Consider the following 25,247-nt stretch of genomic DNA (forward strand, 5'->3'; position numbering starts at 1 on the left):
ACCGGGAATATTGTAGTTATTATTCGATACCAAGATGCGTCGATGAGTGCTTGATGACGGCCAACTCTGGATAGGCTGCCAGTTTCTCAATATGCAGTTCAGTACTCTCCAACCAGCGTTCAGTGAGTGAGCGGAAATGCTCCATATCCCGGCAACGCATGCGCAGAGAGTAATCAAACGCACTACTGATGAGCTGACACTCAATGACCTGCGGGCAAGCACCAACTACAGCTTCAAACGCCTTTTGCGCGCTGAGCCCCTTACCCTCAGCCAATCCAACCAGCACCAGCAGAGATAAACCAGGTGAGAGCCTTTTCTCGTCGATGAAAGCACCGTAGCCACGAATGACCCCTAGCCTTTCCAACTTACGTACACGCTGCTGGCAAGGGCTCTGACTCAAGTGCACAAGTGAGGCAAGCTTTTTGTAAGTGATGCGCCCGTTGTGGCGCAGCACGTCAATGATTGCCTCGTCGATACGCCCCAAAGTATCAAAAGTCCTCAAGGCTTCACTTCCAGTACTCATATAAAAGGTTTTTCACTTCAGTCCATTGGACAGAAATTGCTGCAGACGCTCGCTGCTCGGGTTGTCCAGAATTTCTGGCCCGCCCTGCTCTTCGACAAGGCCTTGATGAAGAAACAGCAGCTGGTTCGAGACCTTGCGGGCAAAACCCATTTCATGGGTCACCATGATCATGGTCCGACCTTCTTCAGCGAGCCCTTGGATGACTTTCAGCACTTCGCCTACCACTTCAGGGTCGAGTGCCGATGTAGGTTCGTCGAACAGCATGACTTCAGGTTCCATGGCCAGAGCCCGGGCGATCGCTACCCGCTGCTGTTGGCCTCCGGAAAGAAACGCAGGGAATTGATCGGCAACACGGGCCGGCAGCCCCACCTTTTCCAGATATCGCCGGGCACGATCTTCCGCATCTTTTTTACTGACACCCAGCACCCGCCGCGGTGCAATGGTGATGTTGTCCAACACAGTCATGTGGCCCCACAGGTTGAAGTGCTGGAACACCATGGCCAGGCGGGTGCGCAATCGTTGCAGTTCGCGGTCATCGGCCACATGCAGCCCCATATGGTTTTTAACCATGCGGATCGGTTTACCATCCAGACTCATGGCACCGTCGTTGGGCGTTTCGAGAAAATTAATGCAGCGCAGGAAAGTACTCTTACCCGAACCACTGGCGCCGATCAGGCTGATCACGTCACCTGTTTTGGCTTGCAGGGAAACGCCCTTGAGTACTTCATGGCTACCGTAACTTTTGTGTAGCCCGTCAACAGTCAATTTGTACATGTTCGCAATCATCCTCTAATGCGGATTGGGAGCAGCAGTGTCGATACTGGGTTCAGTGAGTCGGCCCAAGAAAAGCCAGCCAGTGACGCTCGGCAACTCGGAACAGGCCGACCAGCGCAAAGGTCACCGCCAGGTAAATCAGTGCAGCGATCCCAAACGATTGAAAGGTCAAAAAGGTCGCTGAATTCGCGTCCCGCGCGACTTTCAGGATGTCCGGAACAGTGGCGGTGAACGCCACCGTGGTCGAGTGCAGCATCAGGATGACTTCGTTGCTGTAATACGGCAGCGAGCGACGCAAGGCTGATGGCATGATCACAAACGCGTAGAGCTTCCAACCTGAGAGGCCGTAAGCTTTTGCAGCCTCAACCTCTCCATGTGCGATGTTGCGAATGGCACCAGCAAATATCTCTGTGGTGTAGGCGCAAGTATTCAGGGCGAAGGCCAGAATGGTGCAGTTCATCGCATCCCGGAAAAAAGTATCGAGCACAGGCTGCGCACGTATTGCAGCCAGGCTATAGATCCCGGAGTAGCAAATCAGTAACTGGATATAGAGCGGCGTTCCCCTGAACAGATAGGTGTAGAACTGCACCGGCCAGCGCACGTAGAACCTGGGTGACACTCGAGCGATTGACAGTGGAATCGACACGATAAAGCCGATGAACAGTGAGGCACTGAGTAGCCACAACGTCATGGCCAGACCGGTTATCTGCTGACCATCGCTGAAGAAGAAAGGCCTCCAATACTCCTGCAAAAGCTCGATCATCGCACCGCCTCCCGTGAACCCACCGCGTAGCGCCGCTCAAGCAAGCGCAGGATTAGATTTGAAAAGCTGGTGATGACGAGGTACGTCAATGCAGCAAGCACCAGGAAGAAGAATAATTGATAGGTGCTTTTCCCCGCGTCCTGGGCGGCTTTCACCAAGTCAGCCAGACCGATGATCGATACCAGCGCGGTGGCTTTTAGAATCACCATCCAGTTGTTGCCAAGCCCCGGCAAAGCGAACCGCATCATTTGCGGGAACATCACGAAGCAAAAACGCTGAGTGCGACTTAACCCATAAGCAGTCGCGGCTTCGACCTGACCCCGGGGCACTGCCAGCATTGCGCCACGGAACGTTTCGGTGAAATACGCGCCGTAGATGAATCCAAGGGTGATAATCCCGGCGACAAAGGGGTTGATCTCGATGTACTCCCAGCCCAGAGCGACTGTGAGTACCGTCAGCCAGGTTTGCAGGCTGTAGAAAATCAATAACATCAGTACAAGATCCGGCACTCCCCGAATCAGTGTGGTGTAGATCTGCGCTGGCAAACGCAGCAGCTTGAGGCTGGAAAGTTTGGCGCTGGCCCCGATCAGCCCCAGCAGTACGCTGAGCGCCAGGGAAGACAGAGACAGCTTGATGGTCATCCAGGCGCCTTCGAGCAACAAAGGGCCAAACCCTTTCAGGCTGAATGCAGAGAGCCCCAGCGCGCCTAATAGTGTTTCGAACATGATCAACAACCTATAGCGATAAAGGCCCATCCAGCGGACGAGCGCCGGATGGTTATTTGCCGCTGTAAAGATTCAGATCGCCGAAATGCTGCTTCTGGATCGAATCATAGGTGCCATCTTCGTGTAAGGCCCGGATCGCTTTATCCAGCAACGCCTTGAGTTCTGTATTGTCCTTGGCGATGCCGATGGCTGTTTTGGAGGGAAGATAAGGGCTCTCAACGGACTGGCTGATTTCGTATTCAGCGCCCTGCGGCGAGTTGATAAAACCCAACTGAGCTTGCAACGTGTCCTGGAGGGATGCATCCAGCCGTCCCGCTACAAGGTCGTAGTACACCTGATCCTGGTTTTGATAGGACTGAATTTTTACGCCGGCTTTGTCCAGAACGGCTTTAGCGTAGGCTTCCTGGATGCTGCCCTGAAAGTAACCGACCGTTTTGCCCTTGAGGGACGTCACGTCTGCGCTCAAGCCCGAACTTTTCTTGAATACATAGGACGTAAATCCGGAAAAAAGCTCATTTGAGAAGTCGATGGCTTTTTCGCGCGAGGGCGTCACTGTCATGGACGAGAGAATACCGTCGAACTTGCCAGCTCTGAGGCCTGGGATCAGGCCGTCAAAATCGCTCTCGACCCAGATGCATTTAACTTGAAGTTTGGCGCAAATCGCATTACCCAAATCAATATCAAATCCTTTGAGGCTGCCATCAGCCGACTTGGACTCGAACGGCGCGTAGTTAGCGTCCACGCCAAAGCGCAGATTGGTGTATTCCTTGGCCGACACTACACTCGTGCACAACGCAAAGAGCATTATAAAACACAGTTTTCTTAGCGAAATCATAAGTACATCCCTAGATTTTGTAGTTGGATTTAAGGGCAGTAAACATCTGACAGCATTGAAACATTACCTTCATTGTTATTGGCTGAAGCCATCGCCTCGCCTTAAACGCTACCTGAGTGTCGTGACTTAACGAATATGGCAAATTGATCAATATCACGAGCAAAATGCTCGCCGTTCAGACAGACACCAACTTCATCATCAACAAGCCACTGACAATCAAAGTGGCGGCCATTACGCGCAGCACGCTGGCAGGTTCATCCAGGAAAAACATACCCGCAGCGAATGCTCCCACTGCGCCAATACCAGTCCAGATAGTGTACGCTGTGCCCAACGGCAAGCTTTTCATAGAGAAAGAGAGCAGCGCAAAACTGGCTATCACTGTAACAAATGTAATAACCGTCGGTACTAATCGCGTAAAACCCTCCGACTGTTTCATCGAAAACGCCCAGACAACTTCAAGTATTCCTGCAATGATCAAACTTACCCAAGCCACGAGCTTCTCCTAAACCGCGAGCGAGCAAACGACTAACCTTTAATAGGGCTAACCTGTTAACTTACTTAAAAAGACCCCCGCAAGCACGGGGGTAAAGACGGGTTGACCAAACCCTGGTTGCGTGACGCCTGTATTTAAATCACTTGAATGTTGCATCCAGCGCGAACGTAATATCCTTGATCAAGTCTTCTGGATCTTCCAGCCCGACTGAAAAACGTAAATGACCATACTGACGAAACTCTTTGGGGTACTTGTCAAAACCGCCCCGACCTTCTGCGCCCACATGCACTATCAGCGATTCATCATGGCCTAATGAAACGGCGGAAGTGATGATGCGCAGATTCGAAACAAACCGGTTCTGCGTATCAGGGTCGCCCTTCACCGCGAAGGCCATCACCGCCCCATATCCCTTGCCTGCAAATTGCCGGCGCGCCAGCTCATGCTGCGGGTGGGAAGGCAAACCCGGGTAGTAGACGTAGGCAATACGATCGTCGGCATCAAGAAACTGAGCCAGTTTTTCAGCCGTGTTCAACAGTTGCTTCAGACGCAGCGGCAACGTGACTGAGCCGCGCATGATCATCCAGGCATTGAATGGCGAAATGGTCGCGCCCAGGTCGACCAATGCATCATTTTTAATCTTGTTGATCAACTGGTTGGAACCGATCACTACACCACCCATAGCATCGCCATGGCCATTGATGTATTTGGTCAATGAGTGAACGACGAAGTCAACACCGTGCTCACTCGCACGGAAAAAGGGCGGCGGGGTGAACGTTGCATCCACTGAGATCAGTGCGCCATGCGCATGGGCAATCTCAGCCAGCGCTGCAATATCTGCGACTTTGGTGGTCGGGTTGGCGATCGTTTCGGTATGGATCAGCTTAGTGTTGGGTCGGATGGCTTGACGGACCGACTCCAGATCACCGACGTCTACAAACGTCGCTTCAATCCTGTAACGTTCAGGCAGGAGTTCTGCGAAAAGTCGCCAAACAGCTTGGTAGGTGATGTCGCTGACGATGACATGGTCGCCACTTTTCAAGAAAGAAAAAAACACCGAATGCAACGCGGCGACACCGGTAGCGAATACCACCGCATCTTCACAACCCTCGAGGGCTGCAAGTTTCTTCTCCAGACAAACCTGGTTGTGGCCTTGATTGCGCGTATACACAAGGCCGTCTGGACTCGACCAGTCCATGGTCGCCGGATCTTCGGGCAAAAGATAGGAGTTAGCCATTACCAATGGAGTACGGACGGCACCACTGGTGACATCCGCGACATTCCCGCCATGAACTGCCAGCGTCGCTGCAGATAATGTTGATAGGTTGTGCTTATCGGGACGCATGTCGATTCCTCTGATTTTGTTGTTGTGTCATTCGTTGTGAATTCGAACGATTTGTTTAGCTTCCACTCACACCGTTAATGCAAATAACCTTGGGTTGCGTCATATCTTCGTAGGCAAAACGCACGCCTTCACGTCCCATGCTCCCGTACTTGAAACCGCCGAAAGGCATTGCGTCGAATCGATAGTCCGAGGAGTCGTTGATCATGACGCCGCCTGCCTCAAGCCGCTTGGCTGCCTTCATCGCAACATTCAAATCATTGGTGAAGATCCCGGCGTGCAGGCTGTATTCCGGTTCGTTGGCCAGCGTCAGGGCCTCATCCAGGGAACCTACGCTCTGGAGTATCACGACAGGGCTGAATACTTCCTCGCACCACAGCTTGCAGTGGCGGTCGACGCCTTCCAGAATGGTGGGTGAATAAAGCGAACCGTTGCGTGCATTGCCAAACAGCAAGGTCGCGCCTTTAGTAATGGCATCATTCACCACCTCCTCGGTGCGCTTGGCTGACGCCTCAGTAATCATAGGGCCGACATCCGTCTGCTCATCCGCTGGATTACCCACGATCAATTGGCTGGTTTTCTCAACGAAGCGTGTTTTGAATGCTTCGTAGAGTGGCGTCTCGATTAAAATCCGCTGGGTGCCAATGCAGTTCTGTCCGGCAGCCCAGAAAGCACCCGACACACACGAGTCGACTGTTTCATTCAGATTGCAATCGGCCATTACGATAACCGGGGCATTTCCGCCAAGGTCCATCGCCAGTTTTTTGAGCCCGGCTGTACGCGAGATTTGCTCACCCGTGACGAAGCCGCCCGTGAACGAAACCATGCGTACCGCCCGGTGCGCGACCAAGGCCTTGCCCAGCGCAGCCCCTCCTGTGGCGACTGTCACAACAACTGGAGGCAGGCCTGCATCGATAAGACAATCCACCAGTTTGATCGCTGATAGAGGTGTGAGCTCAGACGGCTTGAGAACAACCGCATTCCCCCCCGCAATGGCAGGTCCCAATTTATGTGCGACCAGATTGAGAGGGTCGTTGTAAGGCGTGATCGCGACGATTACTCCCAGGGGTTCGCGAGTGAACCATCCCTGGCGAGACTCGGATCCGACATAAGCATCGAAAGGAATCACTTCACCGGCATTACGCTTGGCCTCCTCGGCCGACAACTTCAACGTATTGATGCAGCGCAACACCTCTTTTCTCGCCTGCTTCAGCGTTTTGCCCGACTCCGACACAATCAGTGTGGCAAAGGCATCCTTATCACGCTCAACCGAGAACGCCGCCTTTTCCAATATGCGTGCCCGTTCATGTCGCGGCAGGTCCCTGGCAATCAAGGCACCCAAACTAGCCGTGTCGACTATCGTGGTGGCCGATGAAGCAGGCATGTCTGCCACCTCACCCACCTTGCTACCGTCAAACGGGCTAAGCACCGTAATGGCCTTATAATCAGCAGCGAGTGAGAGACTCAAGCTATTCATGATTACTTACCTGACTGGGTTTTAATCTTGTGGATGCTCACGATATCGGCGAGCAAGGCAAAGGCAGTTTCAAAGCGACCAGCACCCGCACCCACGACAGTGACAGGGCCGAGAATGGCGGTATTAAAGGTGATTGCGTTGGTTGCTCCACTCACACCGCAAAGCGCGTCATTGGATGGCAGTAACTGAGGACTGACCGAGGCAGAGATCGAACCATCACTCAGCTTCTCCGCACTGCCGATCAGTTTCCATCGGGCATTGGCTTTCGTTGCGTCTGCAATATCTTTGGCGGTAATTCCGGAGATGCCCCTGCATAGAACATCGCTAGGCTTAAGCTTTGCACCCAGCAGTTCATTCGCCAAAATGACGACCTTCAGACGAACATCATGGCCTTCCACATCCGCTGTTGGATCAGCTTCGGCATACCCCAACTCCTGGGCCTTTGCGACAGCTTTGGAGAAGTCCAGACCTGTCTCCATACTCGAGAGGACAAAGTTGGAAGTGCCGTTCAGGATTCCTTTGAAGCCGCTGATTTCCGAACCCGCAAGCGACTCCTTGGCCAAACGGATAACGGGCGTTCCGCTCATCACAGAACCTTCGAACTCGAACCGGGCACCGGTGCTTTCGGCGAGCGCTTTCAAACTTTCAGCATGCAGCGCCACCGGCCCTTTGTTAGTGGTCACAACGCTAACGCCCTTCTCCAGAGCCCAGCGGCAGAAGGTAGTGGCTGGCTCACCGTCCACAGGGTTGGTGAACGTTGCTTCAGCGATGATATCGGCACCCGAGAAGCGGATGACCGTTTCGTTAGCGGGTTCAGCACTGCCGCCTGGCAAGGTTCTGAAGCCCCCTTTTGCGGCAGGCACTGCGGCCAACTCACGAGCATCCAGACCGTCTTTATTGATAATTGAGCCAAGGTAAAGGTCGCTGACGCCGACAATCTTCAGCTTGAAACCCAACTCATCTGCCCAGCGCGAGTTCTTATCGGCAATAAGCTGAGTCAGGGCGCGATTGACGCCGCCGAAGCCAAGTAGAGCAATTTTATATTCAGTCACGACAACGTTCTCATTGTTATGTTTTGGTGCTGAAATAGTAATCCGTTAACGTGCTTTCACGAATATGGCAAACAGAACATTGTTGCGAGCAAAATGCTCGTACAGCAGCGCACTCTGCTTTCGTACGTGCTACTTGGTGCTGGATAAAACAAAAGACGTTACGGTGTTTAGAACCCCTGGCAGCGCCGAAATTTCACTCCAGACCCGATGGATACGATCTGAGCTCATAGCCTCAACAGTCAATACAATATCAAGATCGCCACTCATCACGTTGCATGAAATGACTTCAGGCATAGCTGCAACAGAACGGACAACCTCAGCATCACGCATCCTGTCTTTACGATAAACGAAGATTAACGCGTTGATGGGCCCCGCATCCGTAGAGGGCATCCCTTTAATGATCGTATACCCCCTGACGTATCCATCGCGTTCCAATCGTTCAATCCGGAGTCTGACGGCATTCCTGGACAAGTTAACTTTCATTGCGATGTCATTGTGAGCAAGCCGCGCATTACGGGTAAGCTCTTCCAATATTTTCTCATCGACCTTATCTAAAACACGCTTCATCTCTGACCCCAAACTTATAACGAGCGAGACTCCGTGTCTGTGGACAACGTCCCGATGAGCTGCATCAGTGCGCCAACATCATTAGGAATTGAAATACATTTATCGTCAGGCCAAGGAGTAACACCTACCCCTTTTATGACACTGAACGCACCTGACCCATCAATCACTGCAGCACTCTTCGATGGGTGTGTTGTCGCCAGACAGATCATGGGAATAAGTAAGCTGCGCCTGCTGACACGAGCGGCTCGCAAGCCAATCGCGGTATTGGGACTGACCAGATAACCACTCTGCTCAAATACCTCATGAATACTACTGAAAGCATCCGAATCTTCCACGGCCAGCGAGTCGAAAAGTCTTCGCGCCTCCAACCATTCATCTTGCTCTAGCTGAATAGCACCCTCGCCTTCTAATAACTCCATATTTCGTGCTACTTTTTCTCCACACCGGTCAAGAATACTCCATTGCAAGCGTTCAAAATTCGAGGCCAGTGATACATTCATACTAGGAGTATTGGTAATACGAATTTCATGACGACTGTAGAGGTTGGACTGGAGAAAATTATGCAGGCCAGCATTGGCATTCGTGGCGACTATCAATTGCCGGATGGGCAATCCCATTTCCTTGGCAATATAACCTGCATACAGCGCACCAAAATTTCCGGTTGGCACACTGAAGGCAATTTCCCTCTTAGGCGCTCCGAGTTGCAGGGCGGAATAGAAATAGAAGGATAGATGTGCAAGCACCCGAACCCAGTTTACTGAATTGAACGATATGAGATGCTGCTGCGTTTTGCTGTTGCGCCCAAAGAACTGTTCGCATAGTCGATGGCAATCGGAATAATCCCCATCCACTGCAACGTTTATAATATTCTCTTCATCAGTACTCAATAAGCGACGTCTGTGCTCTTCCGTTATTCCTCTGGAAGGATGCAATACAATTACGGTGACGTCCTGGATCCCCGAAAACGCTGTAATAGCAGCAGCGCCCGTGTCTCCCCCCGTGCAACCCACAACAAGCGCTTTCTTTCCCGACTTCAGTAAAGAGTACTCAACCAGCCGAGACATCAATTGGAGGCCAAAGTCTTGATAGACGCCTGCTGGCCCATGAAACAACTCCAATATCCACTCATTACTTGCCGTCTGGTATAGCGGCGCAACCGCTTTGCTTTTGAAACAGTCAAACGTCTCCTCGAGAATCTGAGACAGCTGATCTCGCGGGATCCAGCCCCCCAGAAAAGGCTCGATCACATGGCGGGCCAGCTCATGAAAGGGCAGCCATTCCAACTTGGAGAGTTCCTCGCTTTTGAAGCGAGGAACCTTGCATGGCACGAACAAACCTCCATCCGGCGCGTACGAGCCCATCAGTACCTCGCTGAATTCGAATGTTTTACCAGGCGTCCGTGTGCTGACGTACTTCATGATCTTAGACACCCTCTCGCCATCTACGAGCTTGCCACCCGCAAGGCTGTGCTCTGCTGAAATTCAGTGCGGCGACTTTCATCGCCTGCTACCAGCTTCAGACCATTGACTATAAAAGTCAATATAGTGACTATCTAATCTGTCCAACGGCATTCGGCGCCCCTGCAGGAAGGCGCCCTGTCGCTTACCGTTTCCAACGGGCCAGGGACATTAACGCTTAGAAATTCGGGAGAACACCATGTGTACCAAGGACTTGCTGCACTCGCTTTATCGGTACAAGGCATGGTCTGAGGAGGCGCTATTCAAGTGCCTGAAAGCACCTGCGGCAACATCCTTTCCAGTAGAAATGGAGAAAGCCTGCTATTGGCTCAGCCACATTAATATTGTTGATCAACTGTTCATCGCCCGACTGCAAGGAAAGCCAGACGGGTTTGATGACGTCGTCACCGAACAACGGCAAGACATCATTCAGCTGGAGGAGGATTTTTCGAGAGCAAATCAATGGTTTGTTAACTACACAAAATCAGTCACGGCAATGGAGCTGTCTGATCCAGTGGCGTTTAATTTCAAGGACGGAAAACCGGGCAACATGACCAAGGAACAAATCCTTGCCCATGTACTTTCCCATGGTCTACAGCATCGAGGGGGTATCGGCACGATCCTGCCACGGGAAATCCTGCAGGATCACAAGGACCATTTCACAACGTTTTTGAAACTCTAGGCACCAGTTTTCCTGCCTCATCAAGGAGGATGGGGCAGGCTTTCTCTTTCGATGTCCCACCCGATATTCAGCTCAGTTCAAGCTCATCGATCACCGCGGCAATTCGCTTACGCCCTTCCCCAGTTATGGTTCTGAGCGGCAGTGGCAAGCTCGGAGAGTGGGTAAAACCACGAAGCTCCGCTGCTGTCGCTATCACGCGCAAGCTTCCTCCGAATTGCCTGAACAATGTCCAGAGCGGCTTTAATGACTCAGAAAGGTGTGTAGCCTCGCAGGCATCACCTGACAATGCCGCTCGCGTGATTGCAAGCGCAGTGTTGGGGAACAGCCCTCCCATGACGGAGTACCAAGCGTCACAGCCAGCATTCATGCCGACAGCAGCAAACGCGTCACCACTTACTCCGATCGTAACGTGGTTCGGAATCAGCTTTCGAAGACGATCCACGCGAGCCTTGGCCAGGTAGGGGGCTTCGGGAACGCCCGGGATTTTGATTGAGCTCACATTGGGTAGCTCGGCAATGCGCCCATGCAGCTCATCAGTAAATTCGAAATGAGTAGTACCAGGATTGTCATAGATACATAGCGGAACTGAGATATTGGCCGTAACCGTTTCATACAGCGAAAAAACATCGTCCTGAGACAATTTCTGATAGGAAACTGGTGGCAGCAACAAGGCTTTGACCCCCACCATCTGTGCTTCCTCGGCGAGCAACAGCACGTCGCGGGTGCGCACCGATCCAATACTGACCATGACAGGCACATCCCCCGCCGCCTCTACCGCCAACTGCGCAACTCGAGAACGCTCAGCCCGAGAAAGATACGCATAGCTTCCTGTAGACCCGAGAGCACCAATGGAATCTACTTTTGCAGCCACCAGTTGCTGCACAAGACGAGTGAAGGCATTTTCATCCACACCTTGCTCATTCATTGGCGTCAAAGGAAATGCGCTAAGACCGGTAAACATCGTTCATCACTCCAGGCTTTCGCCTATCGATTAATTGGCTCCGGGACCGATCAGCAAACTCTCTATCTGGACGCCTGGCATCATCCCTTGCAGGCCTTCAATCAGCTTGTCGCCGGCTTCAGTCAACGCTTCAAGCGGCATTTCCGGCAAACTTTCCAGAATGAACCACATGTGTTTTGCATCTGCGCTCAGCCGAGTTCTGACACCTTGCCGCCAATTCCAGCGGCGGCATGTCACACCTTTATCATCGCGCCATACCACCTCGCCGGCATCTGGATACTCGTAAGCAGGCGCACCTTCTTTCATGGTGTCAAACGGCTCGGTGCCATCGGCGACTACAAGCTGCGGAGAACCTACATAGGCTTCTATGTTTTCCCCGCCGACCGGGATCGCGTACTCGATACTGATGGCATTGTAGAGATCGACGATGGGGTCCAAGCTCGGCAAGCTGCCGTCACGTAAAACCCGCTTACGCAACGCTTCGGCTGAGCAAGGAGTCCGTTGCGGCTTAGCCCCAAATTTTCGAAAGGCATCTGCCCATGCTGTCAGGTGGGCTTCTCCCCAGCTTGGGGCGCCCGACAACACTGACTGGCAAGCACGGTCCAAGGCATCTTGAGCGACGCTCGGGTTGGTGAGGGGCGCAGCCTGCACCACAATGCTCAGTGCCCTGAACTCTGGAGCCAACTCTGCAACGGTTTGGTCGATTAACGGCAGTACAGACAGCATCAAAAACCTCCAGTGATCCACATGTTATTTCATGCTAGTCACTGTCGACCAATAAAGTCAATATATCGACCTAAATCATCAAGCGTGCGTTGCTGAGCTGATTGACGGCACTAGCGGCAAGCGTCGAGAATCCCTCTAACTTTTTCTCATGATCATCAATAATGACCCTAAATACCAGTATATCGACCGTTCCTGGGGCTGATGCTCAGACTGTGAGCCTGGCCGTTGCACGTACGCTCAAACAGGCACGCAAGGCTCAGAAAATCACCTTGGATGAGCTGTCCCGTCGCTCAGGCGTGAGTAAAGGAATGGTCGTCGAAATTGAGAAATGTACGGCTAATCCGAGCATTGGCATCCTCTGCAAAATCGCCGCAGCGTTGGGCCTTTCTGTTGCAGACATCGTCAATGTGACGGACGCCCCCTCTGCCCACATTATCGACAGTCAAGACATCCCGACTCTCTGGACCGGAGATCTGGGAGGTACAGCGCGGCTTCTTGCAGGAACCACAGGCCCCAACATGATTGAACTGTGGCGCTGGGAAATGTTTCCAGGTGAATCCTTTGCTTCACCAGGCCACCCTCAGGGCACGCTTGAACTGTTCCATGTGGAGAAAGGCATATTGAAATGCGTTGTAGGGGAAACAGAATTAGTCATTCCTGCTGGTAGCTCGGCGGTGGCGAAAACAGATGTCCCCCACTCCTACTCCAACGCAAGCAGGTCCAAGCTGATCTTCACCATGTCCGTCACCGAGATGCATAAGTAGGTATGCCCCCACACTCATCATCCCTGGTGCATTCCGAGCGGCTGCAAGGCCACAGCGGCCTTGAGCTCCAATCTTTTTTCCACAAATACAGCTATCCCATTCCAGGCGGCCTGCACCACGGGCGCCCCGAAAGCCCTTATTCCTGAATGCACCATACCCTGCGCGATATGCAACTCTGCGTCTACTCCATTAGCCAGCAACGCATCGTGATAGGACACTCCATGATCTCGCAGAGGATCGATCTGAGCCACTGCGATAAATGCGGGCGCCAACCTGCTAAAGTCCTTCGCTTCCAGAGGCATTGCGCAAGGATCCAGCCGGTCTCGCGCCTTCGGCAGAAAACCCTTCAGCGACTTCGCCAACCCGGTCACAGTCATCATTGGCGCATTGGCATGCTCGCCCATGGATGGAAGGTGGCATCGGGCCGTCAAGACCGGATAAATCAACACCTGCGCCAGCGGTTGCAGGTGTCCATCTCGCCTTAGGGCCATACACAGTCCGGCTGCAAGCGTACCGCCAGCGCTATCACCGGCGACAATCAAGCGTTCAGTGCTGAGATCGGGATCGACCAGCCCCTGCCGCAGTCCATGCCAAACCTTCAGGCAATCCTCCAGAGGGGCTGGGTAGGCATGTTCGGGGGCAAGCCGATAATCGACTGCAACGATGGATACCCTCACTCGTTGCGCTATCGCGTAGGCGAACCAATCGTGGGTATCAAGGCTACCCAGATCCCAACCACCACCGTGAAGATAAAGCATCGTCGGCCAGCCGCCTTGCGGAACGGTGCCATCAGGCTTGTACCGTCGCAGACGCACAGCTTCCAGTTCGAGATTGTCGATCCGCCATCCGTCAGGCGCAGGTGGCGTAAACCCTCGACAAGCCTGCAAGAAGGCGTCGCGTCGAGCTATCAGACTGTTGTCGGCTGGAGTGAAGCGTTGACTGGCCTCGACGTAGGCCTGCATGGCGGGATCAAGAGTGTAGGTTCGGTTCATGGTGAAGTGCACTCCACGAAAAGCAAGGTCGCCACACTGCATGCAGGCGGCGACATGATCAGGGGCTAAAGCAGCGGCAAGGTATACGCAAGGATCACCCGGTTCTCGTCCCTGCGTCCGGTGACATCCCCTTGCAACTGGACATTGCGCCAGCGAAGAGCGAGGTTCCTCAGAGGGCCGTCCTGGATGACGTAGGTGATGTCGAGGTTGCGCTCCCACTCGCTTGTGTCTTGACCGGCGACCTTGAAGTTGTCGCCTTTCACGTACCGGGCGAAGGCTGTCAACCCGGGCACTCCAAGGGGAGCGAAATCCAGGTCGTAACGAGCCTGCCAGGAGCGTTCCTGAGCACGGTCGAAACGCAACACCTGGACAGCGTTGGCGACACCTGGAAGATCGGTATCATGGATAAACGGTAATGTACTTTCACCAGCGTTGTACTGGTAACCAATGCGAAAGGTCTGGGCCTTGAGATTGGCACTCAGCATCGCAGACGTCATGCGACTGTCGAGGTTGCCGGCCTTCTCTGCACCGGATTCCCCGGTGTCGAGATAGTTGAGGGTACCGGAGAGGTTCCACTCACCAACTTTGTGTGTGTGGGTCACGGTGTACAGGTTTTGCTGGTACACATCCTCCAGACGTCCCCCCCAGACGCCGGCAGACCACTGCGGATTGATACGCCAGGTGCCGCCCAAGTAATTGAAGCGGTCACTGAAGACGCTGTAGTAGTTGCCCACCTGGATATCTCGGCTACCGGCGAACTCACGCTGATTGACTTGGCGCATCTGTCCGAGGCTGATGTCCAGGTTATCGATCTCACGGATGTCGAGCATGGCGCCTTCAAAAAACTGCGGCAGCAGTCGGGCATCCCCGGAACTGACCAGCGGAATCTTCGGAAACAGGCCGCCGACCTTCAGTTCGCTCTTGGAGTATTTCAGCTTGAGCGCCGCCGTGGCCTCGGAGAACTCATCAACTGAACGCGGGTCCGCGTTACGCGGCCCGCCAGCGCGGTCGTAAGCCCCAGGCAGCAATGCGCTACCGCTGCGCGACGGTGAAGAGTCGAGTTTCAGGCCCAAGCCTGCGTAGACATCCACACCAATGCCGATGGTGCTGCCGGTATAACCGGATTCACCCTTGAGGATGAAGCCTTGGGCCCACTCCTCCAACTTCGACTGTGCCGGCTTGGTCGAGTCACGCAGGTCATGGTTGTAGTAAAAATTGCGCAAGGTCAGATTCGCTTTGGCATCTTCGAAAAAATCGGCGTGAGCACCCAGTGGGCTGAAGCCGAGCAGCAGAGTCAAAGGTTTTGCAGCGCGAGCGAAGCCCGCCTCTTGAGAGGATCGTTTCATTATTTTTGTTCTCGATGTTGGGTGTTGGTTTAGCGCTTGGGTGGTGAAATCAAGTGTCCTGCCAGACGAAGTCAAGAGTGGCCGTCAGACTTTGGCCTGGCGCCAGTTCATGGGTGCCGACGTCCGTCCACATCGAGCGCGGCCGATTGAAGGCGTCGGCGAGGTGTGACACTGGCTCAAGACAGAGGTAAGCAGCGTCGGCGGGAGCGAAGGCGACGAAATGGCTGAACGCGGCTGAGGCTCGCAGATCAAGGCGACCGTTCGCATATTCCACACACAGGTGACCGTCCCAACGCGACTGGTAATGAGCCATTGCGCTCGAGTCATCAGCTTCCAAGGTAAGCGTGTGCAGCTGGTCCTGATGCTCGCCGGTCGCCAGATAATCGCTGTCGATCACCCAGTCACGGCCGACGTTGTACTGCGCACACATCCCCGGGTGCCGCTGGAAATACGGATGCAGGCCGAGCCCGCCAGGCATCGGGTGGTCGGCATGATTAGTCAGCGTCAAAGTGATGCGCAGCCGATCCCCTTGCAAGGCGAAATGCTGCTCGGCCCGGAACGCCCAAGGCCAGTGCTCCCCCTGGTAGTCACAGGCGATCAGCACATGTTCTGCGTCAGCGCTCACCACCTTCCAGGCCTGGGTGTGGCTCACTCCGTGCAACGTGTGGGGCATTGCCGACGGATGCGCAGGCAGCCTATGGTTGCGACCGTTGAAATCCAGCTTGGCGTCGCGCAGCCGGTTGGAGTACGGCATCAACGGATAGGCACCCGCCCTGGGCCAATTCAGCGGATCGAAACCCGCACTGTCGATGGGCACCAGCAGATCAAGCCTTCCCGCACGAAGGGCGGCGATACGACCGCCCCAAGCCGGCAGCAGGCTCAATGTCCAGATCGAATTGCTCAGTACAACAGGTTGCATACGACCTCCAGCGTCTGGAACAGGCACGACAAGTCCCAGTCGCCGCTTTCACAGTGGCGACGGTGATCATCTAAAAAAGTGAGTGGGCGGTCAGTTGCGCCGGAAGCGCTCGATCACCTGCAAGTCGATATCCACGCCAAGCCCGGCTCCCTGCGGTATTTGCAACTGGTTGCCATTGCGCAGTGACTCGACCGGGTAGAGCCAATCCGCCGGTTCCACGAACAGGTACTCCACCTGTGGCACCCAAGGTTGAACTGCAGCCAAATGCAAAGTGGCAATCAGACCGGGGCCGAAATACGGACAATGAGGCAGCACTACCGCATTTTGTTCACGAGCCAGCTCGGCGATGCGCAAGCATTCGGAAATACCACCCACCTTGGTCACGCTAGGCTGGATAGAATCCACGGCACCGGTCAAGAGTGCCTGCTCGAATTGCATCACCGTGCACCAGTTTTCCCCCGCGGACAAAGGTACGCCCTGCCCTCGCAGGCTGGCCAAGGTAGCGAAGTCCTCTGGCGGAAAAATCGGCTCCTCCAGCCAGGCCAGGTTCATGTCACGCAGGGCCGGCAACCAGTCACGAGCATCAGATACGCGCCAGGAACAATTGACATCGGTAGCCAACGGCACGTCATCGCCCACGATGTGGCGGCAGGCGGCGATCTCTTTAAGCGTCACCTCATGCAGCTTGATATCGGTAAATCCCATGCCCAGCGCCTTTTCGCAAATTGCCGGGGCCACTTCGTCGTCGGCGTAGCGCACCAGGCTGGCGTAGGCTGGGATCTGTTCGCGGGTCGCCTGGCCGAGCAATCGGTGCAGGGGAACACCCTGGCGCTGCGAAGCAAGATCCCAAAGGGCGATATCCACGCCGGAGATGGCGAACATAGTCACGCCATAACGACCGAACAAGTGCAGGCGCAGTTGCAGTTCACGATTCCAGGCAGCAATGTCGCTGATTTCCTGATTGAGCAGTAACGGTGCAATCAGGCGGTCAACCAAGGCTTTAGTCGCGTCGGCCACAAAATAGCCGAAAGCTTCGCCCCAGCCGACATGGCCATACTCATCCTCGAGACGGATCAACACGTTCTCCAGGGTATTCCAGGTGGTGGGCGTGATTCCCTGCCCTTTACCACCGTCGTGGAACGGAATCTCCACCACCGTCGTATCGATACGGACGATCTTCATACACCCTCCAGCACGCTGACCAACGGAGCGCCGGCATAGGCGCCGCCAACGTGATCACGGCCCGAACCTTCGGGCGCCATGGCCTCATAGGGCAAATAGTTATCAGCGAGATTGTCGCCGGCGTTGTCCTGCGGCTGGTAGCCCAGGGCGCGGGCGCGCTTGTTGTGAAACAGCGGACTGGGGCTTTCCGAAACGCCATAGACGATCTCATGCCGAACGTCCGGATACTCCAGGCCGATCAGCATCAGTTGCGCCAGATCTCGGGCACTGGTCCACATGCGCAGACGACGGGCGTCGGAAACCTTAGGGTCTGCGTTGCCAATGCGCACGATCCAGGTGGCCAAATCGCTGCGCTGGGAGAACGTCGCACAGGCCGCTTCACCGAATACCTTGCTCAGGGCATAGTAACTGTCCGGCGCCACAGGTATGTCATCGAAGTACTCGGCTGCATCGCTGCGATGCTGACCCAGCACGTGGTGACTGCTGGCGAAGACAAAGCGCTTCACGCCATGGCGTTGGGCAGCCTCCAACAGATAGAGGATGGCGTGGTAGTTGGGCTCGACCGTGCTTTGGAACTGAATGTCGGTGCCATGGGCGCAGGCCAGGTGAATGATGCCGTCAACACCTTCGACCGCTTGCTGCACACAGGTTGGGTCGGTCAAATCACCGACCACCACTGTCTCCCCTTCAACCAACCCTTCGACTGGCTTGCGGTCAAACAAGCGCAGCTTGTAGCGCTGACGAAGAAAGGGCCGCAGCGCGGTTCCGACGATACCGGCAGCGCCGGTGATAAGAAGCGTAGGCATGACAAGTTCCCAAATTCGTTGCTGTCGCCGGTGTTAGCCGGCCATTCACAGAGTCTGGCGGTGATCCACCGCCGTCCCTGTCACTTTGGCCTGCCCTGGTGGGGCTGACCTTGCAGGGTCGGACACTGCCCTACATCGGATTCCGGCCCATGGGCCGGTGGTCAAGTATCAGGCCGCTGCGATGACAGCGGACTGCTTCGCCGGCTTGCCGCCAACAAAGAACGCCACGATCAGCGCACCGAGGATGCCAAGGCCGCCTGCCAAGGCAAAGCCACTGCTGTAGGTGCCAGTGGACTGGATAATGAAGCCGGTAACAGTGGGCGCGACAATGCCGGACAGGTTGGCAAGGCCATGCATGAATCCACCCGCAGTACCGACCTGGTGATCCGGTACCGCATCCTGGATCAGCGACCAATAGGCTGGCGCGGTGAGCATCAAGAAACCGATGGCGACGGTCATCACCGCCACGGTCGCCGTCACACTCTGAACCTGACCGGTCAACCCGATACAAACCGCCGCAACCAACAGGCACGTGACGAGAACTACTTTGCGTGAAAACAACTGCTTGCCAGTGCGCTTGAACACCCAGTCAATGAGCAGCCCACCACATACAAATCCGACGGTGCCCACCAACCAAGGCAATGCGGTGACGATGCTCATGGCCTTGAGGTCGATGCCCTTGGAGTCAATCAGGTAGCTGGGGAACCAGGTCATGAAGAAGTACAGAATGTAGTTGTAGCAAAACAGCGAAACACCTGTGACCAACACCGAACGCTGCAAAATGATCTGCAATACCGGGGTACGTGGGGCGTTTTCCACGGTAGAAACCGGTGCCTCACGGCCTTCATTGATCTCGGCCAGTTCCTGGGGCGAGACCTTAGGGTGCTCGTTCGGCGTAGACGTAGCCAACCGGTACCAAGCGACAGCCCAGGCCAAGCCAATCACTGCGATCACCACAAAAGCCACGCGCCAGCCCAGCCACAGTGCGAGAAAGCCGATGATGGGGCCTGCCAAGGCACCACCCAGCGGACCGCCAGCCTGGTTGATGCCAATGGCACGAGCGCGCTCTTTGATCGGAAACCAGCTGTTGACGGTCTTGTTTGCGGTGGTCGACACCGGCCCCTCGCCCACTCCGAACAACGCCCGGACAATGAGCAGCGACCAGAAATTGAAAGCCAGCGCGGTGGAGCCGCACAACACCGACCAGAAGCTCATGGACCAGGTCAGCACGCGCTTGGGACCGAAGCGGTCGGCGAGGTAACCGCCGATGAAGCAGAACAGCGCATAGCCGAAGAAGAAGCTGCTGAAAATCATGCCTTTTTCCGAAGGCGTGAGGTGATATTCCTGGGTAATAAAAGGCATCGCGATCGACAAGGCCGCCCGGTCGATGTAGTTGATGATCATGGCGAGGAACAGCATCGTCAGGATCGTCCAGCGGTAGTTCTTTTTCTTGTTCATGTACGTCTCCGCCCGACACCGTGATGCCGGATCTTGTTGTTATAGCGCCTGACCCGAGCAGCAGGCCAGGCAATGCTGGGGGCTAGACGCTGTAGTCCACTGCCACCCACTCGAAGTACTGCTTGAGATCCGCCACCAGGGCCTGATGGGAGGGGTGCGGCAGGTAACGTTCCACCGCTGCTGCATCGTCGAAGCCGGACTCAAGGATGTAGTCCCAGCAGATCGGACGATCCAGCTCGTTGGCGGCGACTTTCCAGTCGCGGATGAAGTCGATCTTCTCCTTCAGGTGGCGCATGCGCGCGACCAGACGGGCTTCCAGTTCAGGCTGTGGCTCGACATCGGCAAGGCGTCGGAATAGCACGATATGTCTCATCATCGTTGTGTCCTCCGCTTAACCCAAGACCCAGGCCGGTGCGTCTTGCAACGCCACAGGGCGCAGGAAACGCTCAAGCGCGGCATAGCCGACCGACGTGGATTGGGGGACCGTCGACGAAGGCCAGGGACCGCCATGCTGCTGGGCATGGCAGACGGCAACACCGGTTGGTACACCGCCGAACAACACGCGACCCGATACGCGCTCAGCGGCACGCACCAGTTTACGGTTGGCTTCGCTGGGTTCATCTACACCCCATAGGGTGGTAGTCAAAGTACCGCCAATAACATCCAGCACCTCAATCACCTGTGAAAGAGAGTCGGCGGTGACAACCAGTGCAGCCGGGCCGAACATTTCTTCACGCAAATGTGGGTTGGCAATGAACGACGCAGCGTCAGCGGCCAACAGGCGAGGCGCCGGGCCTGCCCCATCTGCGGCCTTGTCGAACACTGGCGTTGCATATTCGGCAACGGTGGCGACCGCTGCTTCAAAGCCCTTCTGCATGCCCGGTGTGAGCATGCGATGCGTACCAATCGGTGCAATGTCTTCGACCAACTGAGCGACGAAGCGCCGAGACGCCGAAGACTCCAGCAGAACGATCACACCCGGGCTGGTGCAGAACTGGCCGCAACCCAGGGTGATAGATCCGGCCAGGGTCCTGGCAAGGCTTTCACTGTCCTTTTCCAAAGCTGCTGGAAGCACCACTAAGGGATTGATTGAGCCCAACTCACCGAAGAACGGAACCGGACGCGGACGCTCGTTCGCCGCCTGCCACAGTGCCTTGCCGCCCTGATAGGAACCGGTGAAAGCCACTGCGGCGATGCCCGGATGCTGCACGAGATAAATACCACCCGCTCGCGACGTGTTTCCGACCAAGGTCAACACGCCTTCCGGCAAACCTTGAGCGCGGATGACCGAAGAGGCGAGCTCGAACACTGCGCGGGACAGTTCGGGGTGCCCCGAGTGTACCTTGACCACTACCGGGCATCCGGCAGCCAATGCAGAGGCGGTGTCACCACCGAGCACCGAAAACGCGAACGGAAAGTTACTGGCAGAGAACATGGCCACCGGACCCAGTGGGCGTTGTACCCGCGCCAAGCGCGGGCGCCCGGCTGGCGGCGCGCCGGTAACAGCTTCATCCTCCACACGACGATAAGGCACACCCGCTTCTACCTCCTCGGCAAAACCACGCAACTGGTAAGCGGTGCGGGCAACTTCGCCGTTGAGGCGTACTGCACCTAATCCGCTCTCGCGGTCGGCGATCGCCACCAGGTCCTGCTGATGTTGCTCCAACACATCAGCCAGGCCACGCAATAAGTTGGCGCGCACGACGGGCATTGATTCGCCCCAAACGTCGGCAGCTTCAACAGCCTTTGCCACAACTTGGTCGATGGCGCGAAGTGAGGGGTCTTGATGATCAGTCATGGGAGTCTCCCTTGGCGGACTTTGGGGTGAGGTGATAACCGCGACCCTCATAGTCGAAATCAACCAGCTCATTGATGGGCACGCCCTTTTCCGCAGGCGAGGCGTAATAGGCACGGATTTCCTTGATCAGTCCGCTCTGTTCGTCGAATACGTACCACTCATCGCCACGCAAGGCGGTACTCAACTTGCTCTTCCAGTGGGTCCACTCGATCACCGCCTCATGACTGTCGTGGCTGACCAGGATCTTCTCAATGGTCCATTGCGAACCAAGGTTCTCCACACACCAGACCCACTTGCGAGCGATGGTGTCGGAGGTCCGCCAGGGAATGTCCGGCAGGCCGGACGGGAAATAGTGAACGGCGTCGGGTGTGAAGCATGAAACCAGCTTGTTGTAGTCGGCCTCGTTGCAGGCGTCGAAGTAGCGGCGAATCAGTTGCGCATACTTGTGCTCGGCCACGTTCAGTCCTCCTTCCGGGCGATGATCGAAGGAATTTGCGGGCGGCCATTGGCGACCCAGGCGTGATAATCGGAGATCGATGCCGGGCTAGGTGGATACACGCCCCACAGCGCTTCGCCGGCGGCAATACGCATGGCCAGGTAATATTCGAGGTCGTCCTGCACGCTGCAGACTTCAGCCAGCTCCTCAGCCAGATGAGCCGGTACCAGGGTCAGGCCATCGGCATCGCCGACGATGATGTCACCGGGGTATACAGCTACGCCGGCACAACCGATCGGCACCTGCAAATCCGCAACATGGTGGTAGGAAATGCGCGTAGTGGCAGTGATCTCACGGGCATAGGCCGGCAGGCTCATGGCGGCGATTTCACTACCGTCCCGCAGCGCGCCGTCAGTGACGATGGCCTTGGCGCCACGGGCCAATAGCCGAGTCACCAGGATGTTGCCGGCGGAAGCAGCAGCCGGGTCGTTGCGACTGTCGATCACCAACACATCGCCCGGCTGGATCTGCTCGACACCCTGCCATTGCAAATTGTCGTCATTGGGCTTGGTGGTCATGGTCGCGTAGGTGTCGATGTCCTCACGAGCCGGGATGAAGCGCATGGTGAAGGCACGTCCAGCAAACGGTTTAGTGTCACGGGTGACGGCCCGCAGCCCTACCAGCGCGGGCTGGCGGAAACCACGCTTGAACAACTGGGTGGTTAGTGAACCGCTGCTGCAGGTAGCGAGTTTGGCCAAGACTTCATCGCTGACTTCGACCTTCTTTCCAGAAGCGCTTTCATGAGCATCTGCGTAAGTGTGGATGGTGGACATTCTTATAGTTTCTCCAATCGAGATTCATCCGATAGGCGGCGAAGGACAATTCCCACATTCTGGAACTGCCACCTGCAACAAGCCTTGCTATGCTCGATTCTATGGCGGAAAAACACACAAAAAAGCAGCAGAATGGGCCATCGACCAGGGCAGTTCCAAAAGGTGGGAATACTCGATGAAAACAGGTGATGGCACGGGTGCGCTGGAGAAAGCCCTTGATGTCTTACAGGCCATTGGCGCGATGTCCAGCGGCATCAGCCAGGCACAGTTGGCCGAGCAGGTGCAGCTGCCACGCACAACGATGTACCGCATCCTCGCCACACTGGTAGAGCGCGGCATGATTCGGCGCGACCCGACCCGCAAGGTTTATCGGTTGGGTTTTAATTATCTGGAAATGGTGCGCAATGCTTACCTGGAACCGGATCTCGTCGCCGCTGCCAGTGCCGAGCTGCGTGCCTTGCGTGACCTGACGGGGGAAACCTCCTACCTGGCCGTGCTTGACGGCAACCAGGTCCTATCGCTTGAGCGTTGCGACGGTGCACATACCCTACGCTCTGCGGCCAGTCTAGGTCAGGGCAAGCCGGTGTACTGTACCGGTCAGGGCAAGGCCATTCTCTCGGCGCTATCACCTATCGCCCGAGATGAGATCCTCAAGGGGCTGGTACTCGAACCACTGACTCCGCTGACCATCACGGACCGTCGACGTCTATTGGCGGAGCTTCAGATTACATATGCGCGTGGCTATGCGTTGGACGATGAAGAAATTCGCCTGGGCGTACGTTGCGTCGCGGCCCCCATCATCGATAAGCAAGGTATTGTGCGCGGCGCACTGAGCGTCGCGGGTCCAGCCTATCGCCTCACCTTGGAGCGCCTGACGTTGTTGGGGCCGGAACTGACGGATGCAGCGCGGCGGGTTGGCGAACAGGTGCGGTCGGAACCCTCACCACATCCTACGAGTGCGACAAACGTGGTTCCCGGTCCATGGGCTTTCCACGGTGCCTTCCCACGCTGGCATGCTGAACACAACATGCTTTACTGGGCCGACACCTTGGCACCGGCTATCCATTGCTGGGATGGCCAGAACAGCCGACTCCTCACCCGCTTGGACCTCCCGGTGCGAGCCATGGAACTGCACCGTGACGGTTTACTGGTGGCCCAGACCGGAGGCTGGTCACTGATTGATTGGCAAGGTATCGAACACCCGATGCAGGATCTGATCGGCACGCGACTCCTGGCCTTGGCGACCCATCCCTCCGGAGCCCTGTGGGGATGCACTAAGACCGCCAGTGGTTGCCAGATCGGCGAAGTGAGCGCTGAGGGAGAACTGCGACATGGCTGGAACCTGACCGAACAGGTCAGTGGCTTTCGTTGGGATGCTACGGGCGAAGCGTTGTACGCAATAGCGCCAGCGACAGGAGACATCCTACGCCTACAGCCTGGCAGCAATGCCGTGCGCCGGCTGGCGTCCCTGCCTCGCGGTGGCGGCAGCCTGAGCGGCCTGGCCCTGGATGCCCAAGGCGGGGTTTGGACGACTCAACGAGATGGCTGGAGCCTTGCTCGCTTCGACGCTGAAGGCAATCTCGACCGCATGATCGGCCTCCCCGTACCAAGCCCCTCGGACCTCTGCTTTGGCGGAAAGGACGGCTGTACCCTCTATATCACCAGCTCCCGCCAGGAACTGAAACTCGAAGTGCTCGGCGGCGCACCTGACTCGGGGTGCCTGCTGCGACTGGAGGCAGAGGTGGCAGGGCAGCCGGTGGCGACAAGTAGCTGGCGCCTGTGACGCATCGTTCTACCAACCTAATTGCTTGTTAAAACCAAGGGCGTCGTAATAGTCATGCTGCGTGAGGATCTTTCCGTCCTTGAGCAGTATGAAACTGACGCCCTTGAAGCTGAGAGGACGTTGAGTGGCTGGGGTCTCGATACTCCAGGGTCCGGTATTACGCCCCTTGAACTCCCATTCGAAGGCGATGCTCTCACCATTGACGATCGGCTCGCCGAGCATCTTCCATTGCAGATCCGGCACCGCCTGCATAAACACCTGAATTACTTGGGCCTTGGCGTTTTCGCGACCAACCTGAGGCGTGCCCACCGAGGCATCGAGGAACTCAACGTTGTCAGAAAAGTACTCGGCCGCGGCATCCGCATTGTGAGCATTCCAAGCCTTCATGTATTCATGAACCACATCAAGGGTAGTGTTTTGTCCAGCCGCAAAACTTGCATGGCTGGCCAGAACCAGAAGTAACCCGAACAGCAGTGAGTAGATTCGAGACGTCATAGCCTTCAACCTTGTTGTCAGAATATGGGGTTGCCTGCCACGCTCAGCGGCAGGCATTGAT

27 protein-coding genes are annotated in these 25,247 nt (G+C 55.8%); 3 read left to right on the forward strand and 24 right to left on the reverse strand.

Annotated features, from left to right (window positions below):
- Positions 1-19: 19 nt before the first annotated feature.
- The 11 genes from ACCC96_RS08000 to thrC all read right to left on the reverse strand — a co-directional run bounded on the left by ACCC96_RS08000 (position 20) and on the right by thrC (position 9,966).
- Positions 20-523: an Lrp/AsnC family transcriptional regulator gene (locus tag ACCC96_RS08000; RefSeq protein WP_413695441.1), complete on the reverse strand. Its 504-nt coding sequence runs from the start codon at positions 521-523 to the stop codon at positions 20-22.
- Between the two features lie 12 nt (positions 524-535).
- A complete protein-coding gene (locus ACCC96_RS08005) occupies positions 536-1,297 on the reverse strand; it encodes an ABC transporter ATP-binding protein (protein ID WP_413695442.1) in 762 nt (253 codons plus the stop codon).
- 52 nt (positions 1,298-1,349) lie between these two features.
- A complete protein-coding gene (locus ACCC96_RS08010) occupies positions 1,350-2,060 on the reverse strand; it encodes an ABC transporter permease (protein ID WP_413695443.1) in 711 nt (236 codons plus the stop codon).
- Entirely contained in the window at positions 2,057-2,785 is a 729-nt protein-coding gene (locus tag ACCC96_RS08015) for an ABC transporter permease (protein WP_413695444.1), read from the reverse strand. The genes ACCC96_RS08010 and ACCC96_RS08015 overlap by 4 nt, the downstream gene beginning before the upstream one ends.
- Positions 2,786-2,837: 52 nt before the next feature.
- On the reverse strand, positions 2,838-3,590 hold the full coding sequence (locus ACCC96_RS08020; protein WP_413695558.1) for a transporter substrate-binding domain-containing protein: 753 nt from the start codon (positions 3,588-3,590) through the stop codon (positions 2,838-2,840).
- Between the two features lie 205 nt (positions 3,591-3,795).
- Complete coding sequence (locus ACCC96_RS08025; protein ID WP_413695445.1) at positions 3,796-4,113, reverse strand: DMT family transporter; 318 nt, start codon at positions 4,111-4,113, stop codon at positions 3,796-3,798.
- Between the two features lie 139 nt (positions 4,114-4,252).
- Positions 4,253-5,455, reverse strand: coding sequence for a trans-sulfuration enzyme family protein (locus tag ACCC96_RS08030; RefSeq protein ID WP_413695446.1), 1,203 nt, complete (start codon positions 5,453-5,455; stop codon positions 4,253-4,255).
- A 55-nt stretch (positions 5,456-5,510) separates the two neighbouring features.
- Positions 5,511-6,929 carry an aldehyde dehydrogenase family protein gene (locus tag ACCC96_RS08035; RefSeq protein WP_413695447.1) on the reverse strand — a complete coding sequence of 473 codons (1,419 nt, stop codon included), beginning with the start codon at positions 6,927-6,929 and terminating at the stop codon, positions 5,511-5,513.
- 2 nt (positions 6,930-6,931) lie between these two features.
- Positions 6,932-7,981, reverse strand: coding sequence for a homoserine dehydrogenase (locus ACCC96_RS08040; RefSeq protein ID WP_413695448.1), 1,050 nt, complete (start codon positions 7,979-7,981; stop codon positions 6,932-6,934).
- Positions 7,982-8,110: 129 nt separating this feature from the next.
- Positions 8,111-8,548 carry an Lrp/AsnC family transcriptional regulator gene (locus tag ACCC96_RS08045; protein WP_413695449.1) on the reverse strand — a complete coding sequence of 146 codons (438 nt, stop codon included), beginning with the start codon at positions 8,546-8,548 and terminating at the stop codon, positions 8,111-8,113.
- A 14-nt stretch (positions 8,549-8,562) separates the two neighbouring features.
- On the reverse strand, positions 8,563-9,966 hold the full coding sequence (gene thrC, locus ACCC96_RS08050) for a threonine synthase (RefSeq protein WP_413695450.1): 1,404 nt from the start codon (positions 9,964-9,966) through the stop codon (positions 8,563-8,565).
- 238 nt (positions 9,967-10,204) lie between these two features.
- Between thrC and ACCC96_RS08055 the strand changes: the two genes are divergently transcribed.
- Positions 10,205-10,687, forward strand: coding sequence for a DinB family protein (locus ACCC96_RS08055; protein WP_413695451.1), 483 nt, complete (start codon positions 10,205-10,207; stop codon positions 10,685-10,687).
- A gap of 67 nt (positions 10,688-10,754) precedes the next feature.
- On the opposite strand, the gene ACCC96_RS08060 is transcribed toward ACCC96_RS08055, so the two are convergent.
- Both ACCC96_RS08060 and ACCC96_RS08065 read right to left on the reverse strand, forming a co-directional pair.
- Positions 10,755-11,648, reverse strand: a complete 894-nt coding sequence (locus ACCC96_RS08060) for a dihydrodipicolinate synthase family protein (RefSeq protein ID WP_413695452.1) — start codon at positions 11,646-11,648, stop codon at positions 10,755-10,757.
- A gap of 30 nt (positions 11,649-11,678) precedes the next feature.
- Complete coding sequence (locus ACCC96_RS08065; RefSeq protein ID WP_413695453.1) at positions 11,679-12,374, reverse strand: B3/4 domain-containing protein; 696 nt, start codon at positions 12,372-12,374, stop codon at positions 11,679-11,681.
- A 161-nt stretch (positions 12,375-12,535) separates the two neighbouring features.
- Between ACCC96_RS08065 and ACCC96_RS08070 the strand changes: the two genes are divergently transcribed.
- Complete coding sequence (locus tag ACCC96_RS08070) at positions 12,536-13,138, forward strand: helix-turn-helix domain-containing protein (RefSeq protein WP_413695454.1); 603 nt, start codon at positions 12,536-12,538, stop codon at positions 13,136-13,138.
- A 17-nt stretch (positions 13,139-13,155) separates the two neighbouring features.
- On the opposite strand, the gene ACCC96_RS08075 is transcribed toward ACCC96_RS08070, so the two are convergent.
- The 10 genes from ACCC96_RS08075 to ACCC96_RS08120 all read right to left on the reverse strand — a co-directional run bounded on the left by ACCC96_RS08075 (position 13,156) and on the right by ACCC96_RS08120 (position 22,908).
- Positions 13,156-14,130, reverse strand: coding sequence for an alpha/beta hydrolase (locus tag ACCC96_RS08075; protein ID WP_413695455.1), 975 nt, complete (start codon positions 14,128-14,130; stop codon positions 13,156-13,158).
- 65 nt (positions 14,131-14,195) lie between these two features.
- The gene (locus tag ACCC96_RS08080) at positions 14,196-15,476 is read right to left on the reverse strand and encodes an OprD family porin (RefSeq protein WP_413695456.1); all 1,281 of its coding nucleotides are present in this window, start codon (positions 15,474-15,476) and stop codon (positions 14,196-14,198) included.
- A gap of 49 nt (positions 15,477-15,525) precedes the next feature.
- On the reverse strand, positions 15,526-16,395 hold the full coding sequence (locus ACCC96_RS08085; RefSeq protein WP_413695457.1) for an aldose 1-epimerase: 870 nt from the start codon (positions 16,393-16,395) through the stop codon (positions 15,526-15,528).
- Positions 16,396-16,485: 90 nt separating this feature from the next.
- Complete coding sequence (locus tag ACCC96_RS08090) at positions 16,486-17,577, reverse strand: mandelate racemase/muconate lactonizing enzyme family protein (RefSeq protein WP_413695458.1); 1,092 nt, start codon at positions 17,575-17,577, stop codon at positions 16,486-16,488.
- Positions 17,574-18,383, reverse strand: a complete 810-nt coding sequence (locus ACCC96_RS08095) for an NAD-dependent epimerase/dehydratase family protein (RefSeq protein ID WP_413695459.1) — start codon at positions 18,381-18,383, stop codon at positions 17,574-17,576. Before ACCC96_RS08095 ends, ACCC96_RS08090 begins: the two co-directional genes overlap by 4 nt.
- 168 nt (positions 18,384-18,551) lie before the next feature.
- Positions 18,552-19,841 carry an MFS transporter gene (locus tag ACCC96_RS08100; RefSeq protein ID WP_413695460.1) on the reverse strand — a complete coding sequence of 430 codons (1,290 nt, stop codon included), beginning with the start codon at positions 19,839-19,841 and terminating at the stop codon, positions 18,552-18,554.
- Positions 19,842-19,923: 82 nt separating this feature from the next.
- A complete protein-coding gene (locus ACCC96_RS08105; RefSeq protein ID WP_413695461.1) occupies positions 19,924-20,217 on the reverse strand; it encodes a Dabb family protein in 294 nt (97 codons plus the stop codon).
- 15 nt (positions 20,218-20,232) lie between these two features.
- Positions 20,233-21,639: an aldehyde dehydrogenase (NADP(+)) gene (locus tag ACCC96_RS08110; protein ID WP_413695462.1), complete on the reverse strand. Its 1,407-nt coding sequence runs from the start codon at positions 21,637-21,639 to the stop codon at positions 20,233-20,235.
- Positions 21,632-22,096 carry a nuclear transport factor 2 family protein gene (locus ACCC96_RS08115; protein ID WP_413695463.1) on the reverse strand — a complete coding sequence of 155 codons (465 nt, stop codon included), beginning with the start codon at positions 22,094-22,096 and terminating at the stop codon, positions 21,632-21,634. The genes ACCC96_RS08110 and ACCC96_RS08115 overlap by 8 nt, the downstream gene beginning before the upstream one ends.
- Positions 22,097-22,098: 2 nt before the next feature.
- Positions 22,099-22,908 carry a ribonuclease activity regulator RraA gene (locus ACCC96_RS08120; protein WP_413695464.1) on the reverse strand — a complete coding sequence of 270 codons (810 nt, stop codon included), beginning with the start codon at positions 22,906-22,908 and terminating at the stop codon, positions 22,099-22,101.
- 175 nt (positions 22,909-23,083) lie between these two features.
- Between ACCC96_RS08120 and ACCC96_RS08125 the strand changes: the two genes are divergently transcribed.
- Entirely contained in the window at positions 23,084-24,691 is a 1,608-nt protein-coding gene (locus ACCC96_RS08125; RefSeq protein ID WP_413695465.1) for an IclR family transcriptional regulator C-terminal domain-containing protein, read from the forward strand.
- Between the two features lie 9 nt (positions 24,692-24,700).
- Here ACCC96_RS08125 and ACCC96_RS08130 read toward each other — a convergent pair whose 3' ends face one another.
- Positions 24,701-25,186, reverse strand: coding sequence for an ester cyclase (locus ACCC96_RS08130; protein ID WP_413695466.1), 486 nt, complete (start codon positions 25,184-25,186; stop codon positions 24,701-24,703).
- Between the last annotated feature and the right edge of the window lie 61 nt (positions 25,187-25,247).

The sequence above is a fragment of the Pseudomonas sp. Pseusp11 genome (genome assembly GCF_047304405.1).
Taxonomy (GTDB): Bacteria; Pseudomonadota; Gammaproteobacteria; order Pseudomonadales; family Pseudomonadaceae; genus Aquipseudomonas.